Here is a 19152-nt window from a genome sequence, read left to right as displayed (position 1 = left end):
GTGTTTCTCGAATCCGGTGCCGAACCTACGGATCACGGGGGGTCGTCGACGTCCCGCCAGGGGGGACACCTGTCGCGTAGCTCTGGAGTACTACGGGTACGGGGCCATCACGGCCGCACGGCGTCACCACCCGGGGGTGGTGACGCCGTGCGGGATGCGGACGGTCGAACGTCTAACGGGGCAGGATCACTTGCCGAGCCACGCGTTGTGGAGGGTCAGCGTCGACGTGTTGCCCTGCTTGTCCTTGACCACGGCGGAGAGCGAGATCCCGCTGTCCTTCGCGGGACTCTTCACGGAGATCGCGCCGTTCCGGACCGGCACGCGCTGCCAGGTCTTCCCGTTGTCGTAACTCGCCGAGATCTCAAGGGACGTGAGGTTCTTCCCGGCCGCGGATCCCTGCACGGTCACCGGGACGACGACCGGAGCGTGCTCCGGGGCGCGCGAGGCGAGGTCGACGGGCGCGGCGAAGCGGACCGTGGACACCGGCAGCGCGGTGGTGGCCGAGACCTCCCTCGAACGGAACGTGAAGCCGGTCTCGACCCGCGTCGAGGCGCCGGCGAGCCGCGCCGAGCGCTCCACGGAGGTCACCAGCCGGTACTCGGCGTCGGAGCCGTCGACCGTGAAGGGCCGCGCGCCGGTCAGCGGGTCGTCGTTCTCGGCGACCTTGACGCCGTCGCGGTACAGCGTCGACGTGGCCGAGGTGTACGGGGAGTACCCCGAGTGACCCTTGCCGTCGGCGAACAGCGGCAGCGAGCCGACGAGTTGCTGCTCGCCCGTCGCCGGGTCGGGAGCGGTGCGGAACACGCCCGCGTTCCCGCCGAGGAGCGGGCCGAAGACCCCCGTGCCGAACGTCTCGCGGTACGTCCGGCCGGCCTCGTAGCGCTTCGGCCGGACCATCTCCCAGCTGCCCTCGAAGGCCGGGTAGCCCCACGCGTCGGGCTCGCCCGCCTGCTCGAACTTGGTGACCCACTCGACGCCGTCGGCCGTGGAGACGTAGAAGGTGCGCGTGCCCGGCGTCGGCTGCGGGTCGGAGAAGCCGTTGCCCTCCGGGGCGCCCGGGATGTGGGCGAAGGGGGAGGCGAGGGCGGACTTCCCGGGGGCGGAGGCACCCAGGCCGACCTTGAGCGTGGCCAGCTCGTTCGCCTTCACGTGCTTGGTGTAGCCGGTCGAGACCCTGTTCGTCCTGCCGCCGAAGGCCACCGAGTACTGGCTGGTGGCGTCCTTGAGGAAGTGGGCGTCCCAGGTCTGCAGCAGCGAGCCGTCGGTGACGGCCGGACCCAGGTGGGCGGTACGGAACCCGGCGAAGCTCCGGAGGACCCAGCCGTTGCCGACGCGGCCGATGTCGGTGCCGCCGAGCTCGTAGTACGTGCCGCCGTAGTCCACCGCGTCGATGCCGGGCACGGTGAGGTCCACCGGCCTGGTGGTGCGCGCGTCGGCGGTGACGGTGGTGTCGCCGGAGACCTCCAGCCTCGGCTGGGCGATCCAGTCGGTGCCCTTGGTGTAGTCCGACGGGTCCTGGTAGACGGCCGTGTTGAAGGTGTACGTGCCCTTGGGGACCCGGACGGTGTGGCTGCCCGGTTCGTTGTCGATACGGGTCTCGAAGCCGGCGGCCGCGCCGGAGACGCCGATCAGCGTGCTGTGGAAGTTCTGGGCGTCGGCGCCGTCGCGGCCGACGGCCCGGAGCGTGACGTCGTACGACTCCGCCTCGCGGACGGCCACCGCGGCCGTACGGACGGACTGGCCCGCGGCGGTGGCGGTGACGTGACCCGAGTAGCTGCCGTCGGCGTCACCGATCCGGGTGTCGGCGGTCAGGTCGACCTCGGCCCGGCCGCCGGCGGGCACGGTCACCTGGTCGGCGCCGAGCGTGAAGAACCCGGCCGGGGCCGGCCTGCCCTTCGGGTCGAGCGTCGCCACCGACAGGTCGAGGGTGACGTCCGTGGTCCCGAGGTTGCGGTAGGCGACCTTCCGGGTGAGGGGCCGGTCGTCGGCGTGCGGCCACCGCGCCGTGCCGAAGTCCAGCGAGACCGGATCGGCGATGACGCTCTGGGCCAGCGCCTTGTCGACCTGGACGCGGCCGGAGCCCTGCTGGAAGGCGGTGTAGGCACCGCCCTTGGCGGACGCGGTCAGCGCGCCCTTCAGCTCGGTGGACTTCCACTCCGGGTGACGCTGCTTCAGGATCGCCGCCGCGCCCGCGACATGCGGGGTGGCCATGGAGGTGCCGTCGATCTGCAGATACCCCGGAGCGGGGTGCGGGGTGCCGGGGCGGGTGTCGATCGCGCTGCCCGCCGCGGCGGCCGCGGCGATGGCCACGCCGGGCGCGGTCACGTCCGGCTTGACGGCGCCGTCACCGACGCGCGGGCCGGTGCTGGAGAAGGCCGCGAGACGGTCGTCCTTGTCGACGGCGCCGACGGTCAGCGCGGCGTCCGCGCTGCCGGGCGAGCCGATCGTCGAGGCTCCGCCCTCGCCCTCGTTGCCCGCGGCTATCGCGAACAGGATGCCCTTCTCGGCGGACAGCCGGTCGACCGCCGCCTCCAGCGGGTCGACGCCGGGGCTGTCGGGGCCGCCGAGGCTGAGGTTGACCACGTCCGCGCCCTCGGCGGCGGCCCACTCCATGCCGGCGAGGACGGCGGAGTCGTCACCGAAGCCGTTGTCGTCGAGGACCTTGCCGCTGATCACCTTGGCGCCGGGGGCGACGCCCTTGAACCGGCCGCCGGACTTGGCGCCCGTGCCCGCGGCGATCGAGGCGACGTGGGTGCCGTGTCCGACGCGGTCCACGGCGTCGGGGGAGGCGGAGAAGTTCTTCTCGCCGACGACCTGGGAGCTGAGGTCGTCATGGGTCTTGTCGACGCCGGTGTCGAGGACGGCGATCTTGACGCCCGTGCCGTCGTACCCGGACTCCCACGCCTTGTCGGCGCCGATCTGCCGGACGCTCCGGTCCAGGCTCGCGGACCGCACCCCGTCCAGCCACACCGTGCCGATGCCGGAGGCGGTGGCCCGCAGGCCGCTGCTCCGCCGGTCGGTCAGCGCGTCCCACACCTGGGCGACGTCGTCCGGGGAGGTACGGATCGCGTCGGCGTCGAGCGTCGGGAACGTCCGCCGCAACTGGGTGTCGCCGGCCGCGCGCACCTCGGCCCGTGCGGCACCGGCGCTCCCCTCGTACCGCACGATCAGTTTGAGCCCGTCCCGATGGCTCTCGCGCAGCCGCGCGTCGGTGAGCACATCGAGGTCGAAGAGCCGCTGGTCCAGCCGTCCGGCTGCTATCAGCGGCTGCGCGTCGCTGGGCACGACCAGGGTGCGGTCGTTGATGCGCTGGACCTGTACGGGTATGTGCTCACGGCCTCGGGCGGCTTCGAAGCCCACCATCCGGCCCTTGGCGTTCACCACCACGCGGTCGCCGGTGACGAGCGGGATCCGCTGGTCGCCGCCGGGGCGCGGGGTGTCGGGTGTGGCCGTCGCGGGGCCGGTCATGCCTGCTACCAGGGCCACGGATGTGGCCGCTGCGATGGTGAAGGCGCCTGCTCTCTTCACATGTGCGCGCAAGTCTCCCCCAGGAGCTTGGGATGAGGTCGAGTGGTCGGTTCCGGCCGGGACGCGACGACGCCCGCCAACCGGTCAGCGCAGTATGTGAGCTGATCAACGGCGGGGCGGGCGTGGGGGATCGAGCTGCGTGGTTTCCGGCCATCCGGGCGGCCCCGAGTTCGATGGGGCCACGACGGCTCCGTGACGGCACCGTGACGACCGGGCGATCCTTGTGCGACACCGGCGCCCCCGGACCCTCCGCATCGCAGTCCCCGCCGAGCTTCCGGGCACCGCCGCGCGCACGGTCGGAGCCCGTCCTTCCCCTTGGCCGTATCCGCACCCTGGGGGAGGGCCTGCCCCCGGGGTGCGGGAACCCGAATCGGCGGGGCGGGGGACCCGGCCCGGCGGCGCGGGACCGGAAGCGGGAAGGGGCTGAACTCGTGGCGGGAGCAAGGGCCGTGGCGTACCCACGGGGCGGCGGAGGTGCCGTCGACCCGCGCAGATGTCACCCGTCGGGCCCGCGTGTGCGGGCCGGGGCGGAGGGCGGGGGGACCGTGACCTCAGCAGGGCGGTGAGGTCGTGGCCTTCGCCTCAGGTCCGGGGTGTGTCCGTGCCCGGTGCGTCCACGCCCGCGGCCGCGTCCGTGCCGGCCGTCAGCCAGGAGCCGATTCCCGGGAGCGCCTCCGGCCCGCTCTCGCCCTCCACCGTCGTGACGAGGTCGGCGATCGTGGTGCCCGCCAGCGAGGCCCTCCAGGCGGCTTCCGCGGCGCCCATCGCGCGGGCGACGGGGCAGGCCCTCGTGCATTTCTCCGGTGGGGTCGCCAGTGGTCCGCGCTGCCGGATCTCGGTGCAGACGAACGCCGGATCCGGCCCGTCGACGGCCTGTACGACGTCGAGCAGGGTGATCTCGGCGGCCTCTCTGGTCAGCACGTATCCGCCGGTCTTCCCCTGGACGGAGCGCACCAGACCGGCCCGCGACAGTGCCTGCATCTGCTTGGCCAGATAGCTCGGCGACACGTCGTGCAGCTGCGCGAGGCGGGCCGCCGGCACCGGTCGGCTCGCGGCCGTGAGCACCACACAGCAGTGGAGCGCCCACTCCACACCACCGGACAGTTTCATGTCGCCTCCCCGTTTGACTCGGACACATGCTATCCGAGTATTATCTCGGACATCGGGTATCCGAGTTTGCGCTCCAGGGGCCCCGCCGGGTCCACGAAGGAAGGCACACCATGAAGATCACCGTCATCGGCGGCACCGGCCTCATCGGCTCCCAGGTCGTCGCCCTCCTCCAGAAGGCCGGCCACGACGTGGTCGCGGCCTCCCTCTCCTCGGGGGTCGACCTGCTCACCGGCGCCGGCCTGGACGAGGCGCTCGCCGGCGCCCACACGGTCATCAACGTCAGCAACTCCCCGACCTTCGACGACCAGTCTCTCGACTTCTTCCGCACCACCGTGAGCAACCTGCTCGGCGCGGGCGAGCGGGCGGGCGTACGCCACCAGGTCGCGCTGTCGATCGTCGGCGTGGACCAGGTCCCCGACCTGGACTACTACCGGGCCAAGGTGCTCCAGGAGGACCTGCTGCGCGACGGCCCCACCCCGTACTCGATCGTCCGCGCCACCCAGTTCTTCGAGTTCATGGACGCCGTGATGGCCTGGACGGCGACCGACGGCGAAGTCCGTCTCCCCGTCACCCCGCTGCAGCCGATCGCGTCCGCGGACGTGGCCGCCGCCCTCGCCGACGTCGCCGTCGGGGAGCCGCTGAACGGCACGCTGGACGTCGCCGGACCCGACGCCCTCGCGCTGGACGAGATCGGCCGGATCACCCTGGCCGCCCGGGGTGACGACCGCCCCGTCGTCGTCGACGACCGGGCGGGCATGTTCGCCGCCGTCCGCGGCGACGTCCTCACCCCCGGGCCCGGCGCGCGCCTGGCCCCCACCCGCTACCGCGAGTGGCTGAGCGCCTCCCTCGCCGGCTGACCGCCTCCGCCGTCCGTCGCCCTGCCGAGGGGTCGATCCCGCCGACCCGCCGGTGGGGCCGGCGGGTCGGCGGTTCCACGGGGCGGCGCTTCCCGGTTCGGTGGGGCTAGTTGAACGGGTCGAGCGTGACGTACGCCTGCTGCGGGTTGCCGTCGTGCACCAGTGACTCGTGCGCGCCGACGTCGTCGAAGGCGAAGCCGTACGCCTTGCCGTCGGCCATCTGGGCGTGGATCTTGCGGGAGTAGTGGTTGGTCACCGCGTCCTTGTAGAAGTCGGCCGAGGACGTGTCCGGCTGGTTCGGGTTCGTCAGCAGGGTGGAGCGGTTGTAACCCGCGCAGAGCGTACGGGAGATGGGGCCGCGCACCTGGTCGTTGGGGGCGTCGAGGTGCTTGTAGCAGCCGAAGACGCTGTCGGAGTCGGGCTTCTGGAACGAGGTGACGACGGCGCCGGACGTGTTGGTGAAGTTCATGACGTTTCCCGAGACCCGGCCGAAGTACTTCACGGAGGGCTGGTTCGCGAACGGCGTCACGGTCAGTGTCGACGAGGCGTACTTGGTCCAGACGCGGTTGATGTAGTCGCTCATCACCCCCGAGGGCAGCGCGCCGGCCTCGATGCCGTGGCCCGGGGCCAGGGCGCGCAGCACGGTGCCGTCGGCGCGGGTCTGGATCAGGTTGGCCCAGCCGCCGGGCTGGCCGCGCAGGGCGTCGTAGAAGCCCCGGTAGCCGCCGGGCTTGAGGCGGCCCGTGTTCGCGACGGTGCCGTCGGGGCGCTTCACGCCGACCGCGTAGGGCGCCGAGACCATGTCGACCTGGGTGCTGTTGATCCAGAGGCCCGCGTCGTTGAGCGTGTACTCGGACCAGTTGAAGAGGATGTTCCTGTTGGGGTCGCTCGGGTTCTGGACCGCGGGCTGGACGAGGCCGCCCGTCGCCACCTTGAACACCAGCTTCTGCCCGTAACTGAAGTAGATCCGGCCCGAGAACTTCGGCAGCCGGATCGTCATCGACCCGCCGTTGCCAGGACCGGCGATGGCGGCGTCCGGCGCGGGAACGGGGACGGAACCCCCGGCCGGCCAGGGGTGGAAGGTGCCGTTCGCGTCGGCCCAGCCCTGCCGCCCCGTCGAGAGCTCGGTGCCGAGGTTGTAGACGTAGACCTGCTCGCCACGGCCGGAGTTGTTCGTGAAGGTGAGCGGAATGGTCGCGGGGACGGCGGCCTGGACGGTGTGGGACGGGCCGGCGACGGTGACGACGGTGCCGATCAACGCGGCGGCGGCCAGGGGGACGAGGGCGGCGCGGCTGTACCTGCGCCTGCGGTGTGCGGACACGTGGGGCTCCTCGGAGGTGGGGACTCCGTGTGGGGGGAATCCGTGGGTGGGCGGGTGGGTCCTTGGGTCGTGAGCGGCTTGAGAGCGCTCTCAGAATGGTGAGAGTGAGATGGACCTGTCAATGGTTGGGGGTCGGGCGGTGTGGCTTCCGTGCCGGGCGGGGTGGCTCGGGGCGGGTTCCGGGGTGGGCTCGTGGAGAGTCCGAGGCGGGTTCCGGGGTGGGCTCGGGGCGGGTTCGAGGCGCCCGATCGGCGGGCAGGTGCGGCGCGCCTCGGCCGCGGGGGCGGCGGTCCGTGGAGGATCGACGGGAGGTGGCCGCGGTGTCGGTGGTGTCGGTGTCCAGGAGGGCGGTCGGCCGCGGGCGACGCTCCCCGGCCGCCCGGAACCGCCCCGCCACCTGAAGGGATCCGGTCATGACACTGTTCGAGGACCCGCTGTTCCCGTGCCTCGCCGACCGGGCGCCGGAGCGCGTCACGGCAGGCGCCCGCCCCGCGGCCCCGGTGCCGGCGTGACCGCCGCCCCGCGCGGGGACGCGGCGGGTGAAGGCCGTTACGGCGAGGCCGTCTTCCCTCCCGAACGGGCGGGCGAGGACGAGCGCATCGACTTCGGCGCGCTGGCCTACGACGACATCACCATGGCGCGATTCAGGGCGCTCGGGGTCGGTCCGGGGTGGCGGTGTCTCGACGTGGGCGCCGGCACGGGCACCGTCTCCCGTCGGCTGCTCGACGAGGCCGGGGTGACGGGCGTGCTCGCCGTCGACCGCGATGTACGTTTTCTCGTCGAGCGTCCTGTGAGCGGCCTCGACGTCATCGAGGCGGACGTCACCGACCCGGACTTCGACCCCGGACGGTTCCGGCTCGTCCACGCGCGCTTCGTGCTCATGCACCTGCCCGAGCGTGACCGGGTGATCAGTCGGCTCGCCGAACTCGTCGAACCGGGCGGTGTGTTGGTGCTGAGCGACGCGGTGGACCTGACGAGCGACCGGGCACCCGGCACTCCGTACACCACAGTGATGCGGGCGATGTGGCAGGCGCTGAGGGAGACCATCGGCACCGACGTCTCCTGGGTGCCGTCGTATCCGCGGCTGCTCCGCGGCGCGGGCCTCGTGCCCGTGGCCGCCGAGATCCATGTGCCGCCGCTGCTGGCGGGGAGCCCGATCAGCCGTTTCTGGGCGGACACGTGGGAGCGGAGCAGGGCGCCGATGCGGGCGACCGGTCTGGTCGACGACGCGGCTGTCGACGCGGCGATCCGGTACCTGGGATCCGACGAATGCGCCGCGCTGTCGGCAGGCATGCTGACGGCCTGGGGCCGGAAACCGGGGGAGAGCCCGTAACCGCCGGTCCGCCGCGGCCGACGCCGCCCGGAGGGTGAACACCCAGGTGGGGGGCGGCACTCGGGTGGGCCGCCCCGGCGGATCGGCCGCCCCCGCCGTCCGTGCATCGGCCTGGCACCCCGCACCCACCCGCACCCCTGCTCCGGGCTCGACCAGGACATCGACTCCCGTCCCTGCGACGACGGTGCGGGACTCCCGCACCGTCGCCTCCGGCCGTCCTCACCCAGGACGCCACCGGCCGCACGGTCACCGTCCCCCTCGGCGGCACCACCCGACTGCGCCTCTCCGGCCGTTGGCGTAGGGCCACGTCACCCTCGGCGGCAGTGCGATCGTCCTCGTGCCGGTCGACTTCGAGTCCGATCCGGGGTTCCGCGCCCGGGACGTCCGCGCGTCGGGCCGGGCGAGGTGGTGGTGCGGACGACCGGGCAGCCGGGCGCGCCGTCGCTGCGGAGCACCTTCCGGGTCCGGTGACCCTCACCCGCCGGGGGTGATCGCGTCCAGGCCCTTGGCCAGGTCTTCGGGGTTCATGACCGGCGAGTAGTGGACCTTGGCGTTGAGCTTGAGGAAGAAGGGCTCCGAGATCTTCGGCATCAGCGACGGATCGGCCATGTCGAAGAACAGGTAGGCCGTCCGGCAGCCGTTCTCGACCGTGAAGTAGGCCGCTTCGGGGCGGATCTCCCGGAGGGTCTCCTCCATGATCGTCCGCAGAGTGCCGGCTCGGATGGCCTCGTTCGAGGCCGGGGTGTCCATCTGGACCTTCAGGAGCATGCGCATGACGTCGCTGCCTCTCCCGGCCGGGCGGGCGCTCCACCGCGACGCCCTCGACACCCGGACGCGCTCAGTTCCAGCGTCCTCCTTCCCCTCCGCCGTGACCACTCGGCGAGGCGAAGGCCCGGCCACGCGCTCGCGGTACGGACCCGATCGGCCGGAGAGAGCGGGATCGGTCGACGCGCGTGGGGTCGTGCCCGGTGCGAGGCTGAGGGCGTACCCGGCGTACCCCGGAACCGTGAAAGGCCTTCGCCATGATCACCACCGACTTCGTCCCCGGCTCCCCCTGCTGGCTCGACCTCGGCGCCCCCGACGTCCCGGCCGCCGCGGCCTTCTACGGCGGTGTGCTCGGGTGGGACTACGAGGCCATGGGGGAGGGGGAGGACATGGAAGGCGGGATGTTCCGGAACGACGGAAAGATCGTCGCCGGTCTCGGCAAGCTCACCGAGAAGGGCGCGCGTCCGGCCTGGATGATCTACTACAGCGTCGCCGACGCGGACGCCACGACCCGGGCTGTGGAGGAGGCCGGCGGCACCGTGCGCGTCGCGCCGATGGACCTCGACGAGTGGGGTCGGATGGCGCAGTACAGCGACCCGCTGGGCGGCCAGTTCGCCGTCTGGCAGCCGGGTTCGAACAAGGGCGTCGAGCAGGTCGACACGCCGGGTTCGCTGTCCTGGACCGAGCTCTACACGAGCGACGCCGCGGCGGCCAAGCAGTTCTACGGCAGTGTCTTCGGCTGGCAGTACAGCGACATGCCGATGCCCGGCGGGGAGGGCACGTACACGATCATCACCCCCGCCGGACTGCCCGAGGAGCGCATGCACGGCGGCCTCATGCAGGTGAGCGAGGCGGACCTCGCTCTCGCGCACGGGCGGCCGTACTGGCACCCCGTCTTCGCCGTCACCGACTGCGACGCCGCGGTGGCCAGGGTCACCGCGGGCGGCGGCACCGTGCAGATGGGGCCGGACGACGCGGAGGGCGTCGGACGGCTCGCGGTCTGCCTCGACCCGTCGAACGCCGACTTCGTCGTCCTGGCCCCGCCCGCCGGTTGAACGGCGGGGAGGGCCCGGGGGTGGGGGCCGGTGGGGCCCGGCCGCGGGGTCAGCGGGCCAGCCGGTCGTCCAGCCACCGCAGGACCTCCGGCGTCACCGGGTCGGTGATGTCGGCGAACTCCTCGTGCTTCTTCAGGAACTTGGCCACGTACGGGCAGACCGGCACGATCCGCATCCCGGAGGCGCGCACGTCGGTCAGGGCCTGCTCGACCAGGATCGAGGCGAGGCCCTGGCCCGCGTAGGCGTCGTCGATCTCGGTGTGGAAGAAGACGCGCCGGTCGTCGCGGTCGCGATACGCCGTGAGGCCGGCGCGCTGGTCGTCGACCAGGATCTCGTAGCGGTGGCGGGTGTCGACGCGGCGGACGACGGGGGTGGTTGCTGCCTGCTCGCTCATGACGTGCCTTTCGGGTCGAAGAGTCCGTGGGGTCTGTGGAGTCCGTGGGGTGCGCGGGCCGGTGGCTTGTGTGTGGGGCGGGTTGGGCGTCCCGCCCGAGCGATATAGTTTCGCTTTCAACAACTATGGTGATCATAGCCCCAGAACCCGTGACGCGCACGGATTCCTCGAAGGAGCGCATGGTGAACGAAGCGAACAACGACGTGAACGACGACGCGGACAACGACGTGAACGACGTGGACGACGCGACGGGCGGTCGACGGGTCTACCTCGACAAGCAGAGCCCCGCGGCCTACCGGGCACTGGTTCACACCGCCGACGCCGTCCGCGCGACCGCCGCCGAGGCGGGGCTCGACCGGATCCTGGTCGAGCTGGTCAACCTCCGCGTGTCGCAGATCAACGGCTGCGCCTACTGCCTCGACGTCCACACCAGGGCCGCGCTCCGGGCCGGCGAGACGACACGGCGCCTCGGCGTGCTCCCCGCCTGGCGGGACACCGAGCTCTTCACCGCACGGGAACGCGCGGCCCTCGCCCTGGCGGAGGCCACGACCGCCCCGGCGGACGGCCTCGCGCAGGACAGGGCGTACGGCGCGGCGCGCGCGGTCCTGAACGACGAGGAGATCTCGGCGGTGATCTGGGTGGCGATCACCATCAACGCGTTCAACCGTGTGTCGATCCTGAGCCGTCATCCCGTACGCGACGCCGCCCACGCTCCTGCCGCTGCTGCAGCCCCTGCCTCTGCCCCTGTCCCCGTCTCCGCCCCGCTCTCGGTGGACGCTACGGCCTGACCCACTCGGCGTCGGTGGCCGCCAGACGTCGCGTGACGGCGGCGGTCACCACCAGTAGGGCCAGGGCCACGCCCAGGACGACCGCGAGCCCGGCGTCGAGGAGCAGGGCGCCGACGAGGGCGCCGAGGACCATCGCCAGGACGGACAGGATCCGCCGACCGGGCCGGGGGCCGTCGCCACCGGCCCGGTCGGCGGAGTCCGAGGCCAGTCCGGTCAGCGTCTGGGTCAGCACGGTCGTGGTCAGGTCCGGCACGCCGACGCGCCGGGCCACCGCGGTCTGCATCCCCATGGCGAGGCCGAGGGCGACGATCAGGGCGTACCGGCCCGGCGTGCCCACCCTGTCGTGCGCCACGAGGGCGATGACGAGCGCCGCCGCGACGAGCACCGCCTGCAGGGCGAGCGCGGACCAGAGCAGCCGCCCGCGGTGCGCGGCGAACCGGGTGCCGAACCGGCCACCGGCCACGGCGCCGGCGAGGAACGAGGTCAGGGACACGAGGGAGGCGGGTGCGGACAGGCCCTCGGCGCCCGCGAGGGCGAAGCCCAGGAGAGCCACGTTGCCGGTCATGTTGGCCACGAAGACCTGCCCGAGCCCGAGGAAGCTGACCGCGTCCACGAGCCCGGTGACCAGGGTCAGTGTCAGCATGAGCGGCGGCAGCGGCCCGTATCGGTCCCCCTTGGGCGGCACCAGTGTGTGAGCGACGTCGACCAGCAGCTTGCGCATCCCTCGGACACTCCTTCCGCGACGGGGTCCGTGGCCAGGTGCCGAAGCCCTCCTGTGACGTACACCGACGCACTCCCGATCGCGTGCGTCGCCACGCCGGAGCGGTCCGCGCACCATGGCGCGGCCCACATGCCGTCGGTGTCGCGGCCCGCATCCCGCCGGTCTCGCGGCCCGCTTCGGTGGTGCTTTCGGGCGGTGCGGGCGGGGTGCGGCCGTGTCCGCCGGCGGGGGCGGGGCGTTGTGAAGGTGTGATCTCTACACGACGCATTTCCTCCGTTCTCGCCGTCGCCGCCGCCTTCTCGTGCCTCGGCGCGTCCGCGGCGCAGGCCGTCGCCACCACCAGCCCGCTCGGCCCGCCGATCAACCCGGTCAGCGAGCTCGACGCGCTCGCCACGACCGGGATCCCCGAGGAGTCCAAGGCACAGTTCCCCGGCATCGCGGGTCAGCTCGGCGGGCTCAGCCAGGTGCACCAGGTGAACCAGCTCCACCAGCTCACCGACCTGGCCGCGCCGGCCACCGGGCTGCTGCCCGAGATCTCCTGATCTGTCCCCCGGGCAGAAGAACCGGCACCGCGCGGAGAGCGCGGTGCCGGTTCTCTGTCGTGTGCTCCGTCGTGTTCTCTGGTGTGCGGGTGCGCTCCGGTGTCACCAGCCGAAGCGGCGGTCGACCAGGGCGGCGAACTCCTCGAACGACAGGACGCGGTCGCCGTTCTGGTCGGCCTGGTCGAACAGGGCCGAGGCGTCCTCGTCGGTCCCCACGCCCCACGGGGGGATCACGCCCTGCGCGGCCAGGGTCGGGCCCTTGGCCCGCAGCGCGTCGATGACCTCGATGCGCGTCAGGCTGCCGTCATGGTCGAGGTCGAGCGCGTCGAAGAGAGTACGGGCCTTGTCGCTCATGATGTGTCCTGCTTCCCTGTGGCCGTGGCTGGTGCATCGGCCGATGCGTCCCTGTGCTGAAGGACGCGGGGTTCGCCCCTCGCGTTGCCTCGGAGCTCGTCATCGAGCCCGGTCGCGGCGCCCGGGCCGGTGTGCGCAAGAGAGGACGGGAGGTTGTCCACAGGTTTCGGCGGTGCGGCCGGGGTGTCCGTGGCGGCCGATAGGGTGGGTGAATGGTCCTTTCCGACGGTTCCGCCGTGATCTCCGAGGCAGCGCAGGTGCTCCACCGCGTCTTCGGTTACAGCTCCTTCCGAGGCGAGCAGCAGGAGATCATCGAGCAGGTCGTCGATGGCGGCGACGCCCTCGTGCTGATGCCGACCGGCGGCGGAAAGTCCCTCTGCTACCAGATTCCCGCCCTGGTCAGAGACGGCACCGGCGTCGTGATCTCGCCGCTGATCGCCCTCATGCAGGACCAGGTGGACGCGCTCAGGGCCCTCGGGGTGCGGGCCGGATTCCTGAACTCGACCCAGGATCCGTACGAGCGGCAGGCCGTCGAGCAGGCCTTCCTCGCCGACGAGCTCGATCTCCTCTATCTGGCCCCCGAGCGTCTCCGCACCGAGGGCACCCAGCGGCTCCTCGACCGGGGCAAGGTGTCGCTCTTCGCCATCGACGAGGCGCACTGTGTCGCCCAGTGGGGCCACGACTTCCGGCCCGACTACCTCGCGCTGTCCATGCTCCACGAGCGCTGGCCCAAGGTGCCGCGGATCGCGCTGACCGCCACGGCCACCGAGGCCACCCACAAGGAGATCGCGGCGCGGCTCGGCCTGGAGGAGGCCCGGCACTTCGTCGCCGGCTTCGACCGGCCGAACATCCAGTACCGCATCGTCCCGAAGAACAGCCCGCACAAGCAGCTGCTCGAACTGATCAGGACCGAGCACGACGGGGACGCCGGAGTCGTCTACTGCCTCTCCCGCGCCTCGGTGGAGAAGACCGCGGCCCTCCTCGTGGAGAACGGCATCGACGCCGTCCCCTACCACGCCGGCATGGACGCGCGTGCGCGCGCGGCGAACCAGGCCCGCTTCCTCCGGGAGGACGGGGTCGTCGTGGTGGCGACCATCGCCTTCGGCATGGGCATCGACAAGCCCGACGTGCGCTTCGTGGCCCACCTCGACCTGCCCAAGTCCGTCGAGGGCTACTACCAGGAGACGGGCCGCGCCGGCCGCGACGGCGAGCCCGCCACCGCCTGGCTGGCGTACGGCCTCCAGGACGTCGTCCAGCAGCGCAAGATGATCGACGGCTCCGAGGGCGACGAGCAGCACCGGCGCGCCCTCGCCATGCACCTGGAGGCCATGCTCGCCCTCTGCGAGACGGTCGACTGCCGCCGCGTGCGCCTCCTCGCCTACTTCGGCCAGTCCGGTCAGCCCTGCGGCAACTGCGACACCTGTCTGACCCCGGCCGAGTCCTGGGACGGCACCGTCGCCGCGCAGAAGCTGCTGTCCACCGTGTGGCGGCTGGCCAAGGAGCGCCGCCAGAAGTTCGGCGCCGGACAGATCATCGACATCCTCCAGGGCAAGAAGACGGCCAAGGTCATCCAGTTCGACCACGACGGCCTCTCGGTGTTCGGCGTCGGCTCCGACCTGGGCACCGCCGAGTGGCGCGGGGTCGTGCGGCAGCTCCTCGCGCTGGGGCTCCTCGCGGTGGAGGGCGATTACGGCACGCTCGTCCTCACGGAGGAGAGCGGCGAGGTGCTCGGTGGGCGGCGCACCGTCACCATGCGCAAGGAGAAGGCCCCGGCCGCCGCCTCCCGCAAGGAGTCCGGCGGGCGCTCCGGGAAGGGTGCCCGCGTGCCGGTCGACCTGCCGACGGCCGCGGTCCCGGTCTTCGAGGCGCTGCGCGCCTGGCGGGCCGCGACGGCGCGCGAGCAGGGCGTCCCGGCGTACGTCGTCTTCCACGACGCCACGCTGCGGGAGATCGCGACCCGGCTCCCCGCGACGGTCGAGGAGCTCGGCACCATCGGCGGTGTCGGCGAGGCCAAGCTGGCGAAGTACGCCGAGGGTGTCCTGGAGGCGCTGGCGGAGAGCGGGGCCGACGCCGCGGCCGCCGGGGCGGGAACGGTGCCTGGCGCGGCCCCCGCTGCCGCGCCGGCCGGCGCGGCAGCGGGGGCAGTCCCCGTCGCGCGGTCCGAGCGGTCCGCGCCTTCCGCGTCTTCCGTGCCGGAGCCCGAGGCCCCGTACGACGAGGAGCCGCCGTACGACATGGACGGGATGGAGGAGCCGCCTCCGCCCTACGACGACTGGCGGTAGGCGAAGGGTGAAGGGCGACGGGCCCCGTCCCCGCCGCCGTACCCCTCACCCCGTACCCCTCACCCCGTACCCCTCACCCCGTGCCCCTCACCCCGTGCCCCTCAGGCGGGCTGCGGGGTGAGGCGGCGCAGACCCCGGCGGTCGTAGTACCGGGTCATGCCGAAGCCGAACGCCAGGGCCAGAACCGTGCCGACGGCGATCATGATCCAGCCGCGGGCCAGACCCGCGTCGGCGCGGGCATCGAAGTACAGGATGGCCCGGACACCGGCGCTGAGCTGGTGCATCGGCTCGAAGACGCCCAGGAAGCGGAAGAAGCCAGGGGTGGCCTCCAGGGGGACGGTCGCGCCGGAGGAGGGGAGGGCGAGGGCGATGAAGACGAACATGGAGACGAGCTGGCCGATGCCGCCGAACGCGGCGTTGATGGCCTGCACGCCCAGACCGACGGCGACCGTCGCGCAGTAGGAGAAGAGCCACAGCATCGGCAGGTGCGAGGCGTCCATGCCCAGGACCGCGATCGTGGCCACCATGACGAGCGTCGTGGTGAGGACCGAGATGCCCGCCGTCATCACCATCTTCAGGACCAGCGTCTGCGTGCGGTCGATCGGGACCGTCGGGTGCCGGGAGTGCCAGGGGCCGATCTCGCTGTCGGCGTAGCCGAGCGCGGTGTCGACGCCGCTGTTGACGAGGTTGCCGCCGATGAAGCCGCCGAGGACGAGCAGCAGGGTGTAGTAGAAGGCGGTCAGGCCCAGCCCGCTGTGCCGGCCGATCGGATGGCCGACCTGGGTGGTGACGGCGACCGGGTCGGTCAGGAGCACCCGGGTCGTCGGGACGTCGGTGCCGGCGGCGAGCTGCTTGCCGATGGTCAGCGAGGCCTGATGGGCCGCGTTCTGGTTGATCTGGGCCGCGATCGACGAACCCAGACTGCCGAGACCGGGATTGGTGAGCACGGTGATCGTCGGCCGTACCGTCGCCCGGTTCGTGGTCAGGGCGGCGACGGACGCGGTGAAGTCCTCCGGGACGACGAGGGCGCCGAAGATCTCGCCGGACGCCAGCGCGTCCTGGGCCTGCGCGCGGTCGAGCCGCCGCCAGTCGACACTGGTCTTCGAGGAACCGGCGGCGACGATCCCGTCGGTGATCTGCTTCCCCAGGGTCTCCCGCTGTCCGGGCAGCGGGGTGCCCCGGTCCTCGTCGACCAGGGCGACGGGCAGCCTGTGCAGGTTGTCGTTCGGGTTGAGGATGCCGCCCATGTAGAGGAGCGAGAGGCCCACGGCGACGAGTGCGCTCAGGACGGTCGGTACGACCCACAGTTTGGGGTTCCGGACGAGGGTCCGGGCGCGGACCTGCGGGCCGGGGCTGTGCGGGGGGATCTCGGACGTCATGGTGTCATCGTCGACGCGCGCGCCGCCGTGGCCGGGATTGCGGCTCGTACGGGGAGGCGGGCGTGTCGGCCCCGGCGCGCGATCTCCGCAGGGCGTATTCCGGTTGCGGGGCCCCAGATGCCACGTTTGAGTGGGAATGACCCCTCATGCGTCTCTGGAGCTGACATGTCGATGGCGTTCGGTTCACCCTTCGGTTCGTCCGATCCGTTCAGCGACATGCTGAACCGGTTCTTCGGAATGTCGCCGGCGTCGTCGCCCCCAGCCGTACAGCGCGTACCGATCGGCCGTCTCCTGACCGAGTCCTCGCACGAACTCCTCAACCTGGCCGCCCGGAAGGCCGCCGAGGACGGCACGTCCGACCTCGACACGGAACACCTGCTGTGGGCGGCGACCCAGGTCGACCCCTCGCGCAGGCTGCTGTCCCAGGTCGGCGTCGACCCCGAGGCGCTCGCCGCCCAGCTCGACCGGGTACTGCCCCGGGAGTCCGGCGAGCCCTCGTCGGAGCCCGGACTCACCCCGGCGGCCAAGCGCACGCTCGCCGCCGCATACGGCCGCTCGCAGCAGGCGGGCGTGTCGTACATCGGCCCCGAGCACATCCTCGCGGCGCTCCTCGACGACTCCGACTCGGGGGCGACCCGGCTCCTCGGCGCGGACGACCACGACGTGAAGAAGCTGCGCGGCCTCACGGACCAGGCCGGCCGCTCCGACGGCGGTGCCCCGGCCGCCGGCAAGCAGCAGAGGCAGCCGGCCACCACCCTGGACGAGTTCGGCAGGGACCTCACGGACGAGGCGAAGGCGGGCAGGCTCGACCCGGTGGTCGGCCGCGCCGAGGAGATCGAGCAGACCATCGAGATCCTCTCGCGGCGCTCCAAGAACAACCCCGTGCTCATCGGCGAGCCCGGCGTCGGCAAGACCGCCATCGTCGAGGGCCTCGCCCAGCGGATCGTGGCGGGCGAGGTGCCCGACACCCTGAAGGACAAGCGGGTCGTCTCCCTCGACCTGTCCGGCCTGGTGGCCGGAGCGCAGTACCGCGGCCAGTTCGAGGAGCGCCTCAAGAAGGTCATCGAGGACGTCCAGCAGGCCGGCGGCGACATCATCCTCTTCATCGACGAACTCCACACGGTCGTCGGCGCGGGCGCGTCGGGCGAGGGCGCGATGGACGCGGGCAACATGCTCAAGCCCGCCCTCGCGCGCGGTGAGCTGCACGTCGTCGGCGCGACGACGATCGACGAGTACCGCAAGCACATCGAGAAGGACGCCGCGCTCGAACGGCGCTTCCAGCCCGTCCTCATCCCGGAGCCGACGGTCGAGGAGACCGTGCAGATCCTCGAAGGACTGCGGGACGCGTACGAGGCCCACCACCAGGTCCGGTTCGCCGACGGCGCCCTCGCGGCGGCGGCGGAGCTCTCCGACCGGTACATCAGCGACCGCTTCCTGCCCGACAAGGCCATCGACCTGATGGACCAGGCGGGCGCGCGCGTGCGGCTGCGCAGCGCCGGGCGCTCCACCGAGGTCGTCAGCCGGGAGGACCGGCGCGCCAAGCTCCAGCGCGAGAAGGACCAGGCCGTGGCCGCCGAGCAGTTCGAGAAGGCCTCGGACCTGAAGCGGCAGATCGCCGATCTGGAGGGCGAACTCGCGGGCATCGAGGAGCGCCGCGAGGGCGTCGTCTCGGTCACCGCCGCCGACATCGCCGACATCGTCTCGCGCCGCACCGGCATCCCCGTCTCCCAGCTCACCGCCAGCGAGAAGGAGAAACTCCTCAAGCTGGAGGAGGAGATGCACGCCCGGATCGTCGGCCAGGACGAGGCGGTCACCGCGGTCTCCGAGGCCGTACGCCGCAACCGCGCCGGCATGGGCGACCCGAACCGTCCCGTCGGCTCGTTCCTCTTCCTCGGCCCCACGGGCGTCGGCAAGACCGAACTCGCCAAGACCCTCGCCGAACTGCTCTTCGGCGAGGAGGACCGCATGATCCGCTTCGACATGAGCGAGTTCCAGGAGAAGCACACCGTCGCCCGGCTCGTCGGAGCGCCTCCCGGCTACGTCGGTTACGAGGAGGCCGGCCAGCTCACCGAGAAGGTGCGCCGCAACCCGTACAGCGTGGTCCTCTTCGACGAGGTGGAGAAGGCGCACCCCGACGTCTTCAACACGCTGCTCCAGATCCTCGACGACGGGCGGCTCACCGACGGACAGGGCCGCACGGTCGACTTCCGGCACTGCGTCATCATCATGACGTCCAACATCGGAGCCCACCGGATCCTCGCCCACGAGGGCGACGCGGCCGAGCTCAAGGGCGAGCTGATGGAGGATCTGCGGGGCCGGTTCCTGCCCGAGTTCCTCAACCGCATCGACGACATCATCGTCTTCCACAGCCTCACCGAGAAGGACCTGTCGGAGATCGTCGACCACCTCCTGGACCGCAGCAAGCGCCGGGTGCACGCCCAGGGCATGACCCTTGAGGTCACCGAGGCGGCGAAGAAGCTGCTCGTGGCCCACGGCTACCAGCCGGAGTTCGGCGCCCGCCCGCTGCGCCGCACGATCCAGACGGAACTCGACAACCGCATCGCCTCCCTGCTGCTCGGCGGAGAGGCGGAACCGGGGGACACGATCGTCGCCGACGTGATCGACGACTCCCTCCACTGCACGATCCAGAAGGGCGACGACGCCGGGAGGACCCCCGAGGCCTCCGCGCCGGCCGCCGCCACCGACGGCAAGGAGTGAGACCG

15 protein-coding genes are annotated in these 19152 nt (G+C 72.1%); 7 read left to right on the top strand and 8 right to left on the bottom strand.

Going from position 1 to position 19152, the window contains the following annotated elements:
* Window positions 1-186 precede the first annotated feature (186 nt).
* Both ACIP8Z_RS11715 and ACIP8Z_RS11710 read right to left on the bottom strand, forming a co-directional pair.
* Entirely contained in the window at window positions 187-3468 is a 3282-nt protein-coding gene (locus ACIP8Z_RS11715; protein WP_402081807.1) for a S8 family peptidase, read from the bottom strand.
* A gap of 642 nt (window positions 3469-4110) precedes the next feature.
* Entirely contained in the window at window positions 4111-4638 is a 528-nt protein-coding gene (locus tag ACIP8Z_RS11710; RefSeq protein ID WP_402081805.1) for an RrF2 family transcriptional regulator, read from the bottom strand.
* A gap of 110 nt (window positions 4639-4748) precedes the next feature.
* On the opposite strand from ACIP8Z_RS11710, the gene ACIP8Z_RS11705 reads away from it, so the two are divergent.
* The gene (locus ACIP8Z_RS11705; RefSeq protein WP_402081803.1) at window positions 4749-5495 is read left to right on the top strand and encodes an SDR family oxidoreductase; all 747 of its coding nucleotides are present in this window, start codon (window positions 4749-4751) and stop codon (window positions 5493-5495) included.
* A 106-nt stretch (window positions 5496-5601) separates the two neighbouring features.
* Here the strand turns inward: ACIP8Z_RS11705 and ACIP8Z_RS11700 are convergent, their stop codons facing one another.
* Window positions 5602-6816 carry a glycoside hydrolase family 64 protein gene (locus tag ACIP8Z_RS11700; protein WP_402081801.1) on the bottom strand — a complete coding sequence of 405 codons (1215 nt, stop codon included), beginning with the start codon at window positions 6814-6816 and terminating at the stop codon, window positions 5602-5604.
* Window positions 6817-7324: 508 nt separating this feature from the next.
* Between ACIP8Z_RS11700 and ACIP8Z_RS11695 the strand changes: the two genes are divergently transcribed.
* Window positions 7325-8149 (top strand): class I SAM-dependent methyltransferase, encoded by an 825-nt coding sequence (locus ACIP8Z_RS11695; RefSeq protein WP_402081798.1) that lies wholly within the window; start codon window positions 7325-7327, stop codon window positions 8147-8149.
* Between the two features lie 474 nt (window positions 8150-8623).
* Here ACIP8Z_RS11695 and ACIP8Z_RS11690 read toward each other — a convergent pair whose 3' ends face one another.
* The gene (locus tag ACIP8Z_RS11690; RefSeq protein WP_402081796.1) at window positions 8624-8923 is read right to left on the bottom strand and encodes a hypothetical protein; all 300 of its coding nucleotides are present in this window, start codon (window positions 8921-8923) and stop codon (window positions 8624-8626) included.
* A 248-nt stretch (window positions 8924-9171) separates the two neighbouring features.
* On the opposite strand from ACIP8Z_RS11690, the gene ACIP8Z_RS11685 reads away from it, so the two are divergent.
* On the top strand, window positions 9172-9969 hold the full coding sequence (locus tag ACIP8Z_RS11685) for a VOC family protein (protein ID WP_402081793.1): 798 nt from the start codon (window positions 9172-9174) through the stop codon (window positions 9967-9969).
* A gap of 49 nt (window positions 9970-10018) precedes the next feature.
* Here the strand turns inward: ACIP8Z_RS11685 and ACIP8Z_RS11680 are convergent, their stop codons facing one another.
* The gene (locus ACIP8Z_RS11680; RefSeq protein WP_402081790.1) at window positions 10019-10363 is read right to left on the bottom strand and encodes a GNAT family N-acetyltransferase; all 345 of its coding nucleotides are present in this window, start codon (window positions 10361-10363) and stop codon (window positions 10019-10021) included.
* A 227-nt stretch (window positions 10364-10590) separates the two neighbouring features.
* Between ACIP8Z_RS11680 and ACIP8Z_RS11675 the strand changes: the two genes are divergently transcribed.
* Entirely contained in the window at window positions 10591-11151 is a 561-nt protein-coding gene (locus tag ACIP8Z_RS11675) for a carboxymuconolactone decarboxylase family protein (protein WP_402082361.1), read from the top strand.
* Here ACIP8Z_RS11675 and ACIP8Z_RS11670 read toward each other — a convergent pair.
* A complete protein-coding gene (locus ACIP8Z_RS11670) occupies window positions 11141-11872 on the bottom strand; it encodes a YoaK family protein (RefSeq protein WP_402081787.1) in 732 nt (243 codons plus the stop codon). The two genes, ACIP8Z_RS11675 and ACIP8Z_RS11670, sit on opposite strands and share 11 nt — an antisense overlap.
* Before the next feature lie 248 nt (window positions 11873-12120).
* On the opposite strand from ACIP8Z_RS11670, the gene ACIP8Z_RS11665 reads away from it, so the two are divergent.
* A complete protein-coding gene (locus ACIP8Z_RS11665) occupies window positions 12121-12414 on the top strand; it encodes a hypothetical protein (RefSeq protein WP_266971184.1) in 294 nt (97 codons plus the stop codon).
* Between the two features lie 102 nt (window positions 12415-12516).
* Here ACIP8Z_RS11665 and ACIP8Z_RS11660 read toward each other — a convergent pair whose 3' ends face one another.
* A complete protein-coding gene (locus tag ACIP8Z_RS11660; RefSeq protein WP_402081784.1) occupies window positions 12517-12768 on the bottom strand; it encodes an EF-hand domain-containing protein in 252 nt (83 codons plus the stop codon).
* A gap of 212 nt (window positions 12769-12980) precedes the next feature.
* On the opposite strand from ACIP8Z_RS11660, the gene recQ reads away from it, so the two are divergent.
* On the top strand, window positions 12981-15050 hold the full coding sequence (gene recQ / locus ACIP8Z_RS11655) for a DNA helicase RecQ (RefSeq protein WP_402081782.1): 2070 nt from the start codon (window positions 12981-12983) through the stop codon (window positions 15048-15050).
* Window positions 15051-15151: 101 nt separating this feature from the next.
* On the opposite strand, the gene ACIP8Z_RS11650 is transcribed toward recQ, so the two are convergent.
* Window positions 15152-16429 (bottom strand): YhgE/Pip domain-containing protein, encoded by a 1278-nt coding sequence (locus ACIP8Z_RS11650; RefSeq protein ID WP_402081779.1) that lies wholly within the window; start codon window positions 16427-16429, stop codon window positions 15152-15154.
* Window positions 16430-16594: 165 nt separating this feature from the next.
* Between ACIP8Z_RS11650 and ACIP8Z_RS11645 the strand changes: the two genes are divergently transcribed.
* Window positions 16595-19147, top strand: a complete 2553-nt coding sequence (locus tag ACIP8Z_RS11645) for an ATP-dependent Clp protease ATP-binding subunit (RefSeq protein ID WP_402081776.1) — start codon at window positions 16595-16597, stop codon at window positions 19145-19147.
* Window positions 19148-19152: the final 5 nt, after the last annotated feature.

The organism is Streptomyces sp. NPDC088553, assembly GCF_044752965.1.
Taxonomy (GTDB): Bacteria; Actinomycetota; Actinomycetes; order Streptomycetales; family Streptomycetaceae; genus Streptomyces.
Note: the sequence above shows the minus strand (reverse complement) of the source record. Positions and strands in the feature narration are given on the sequence as shown.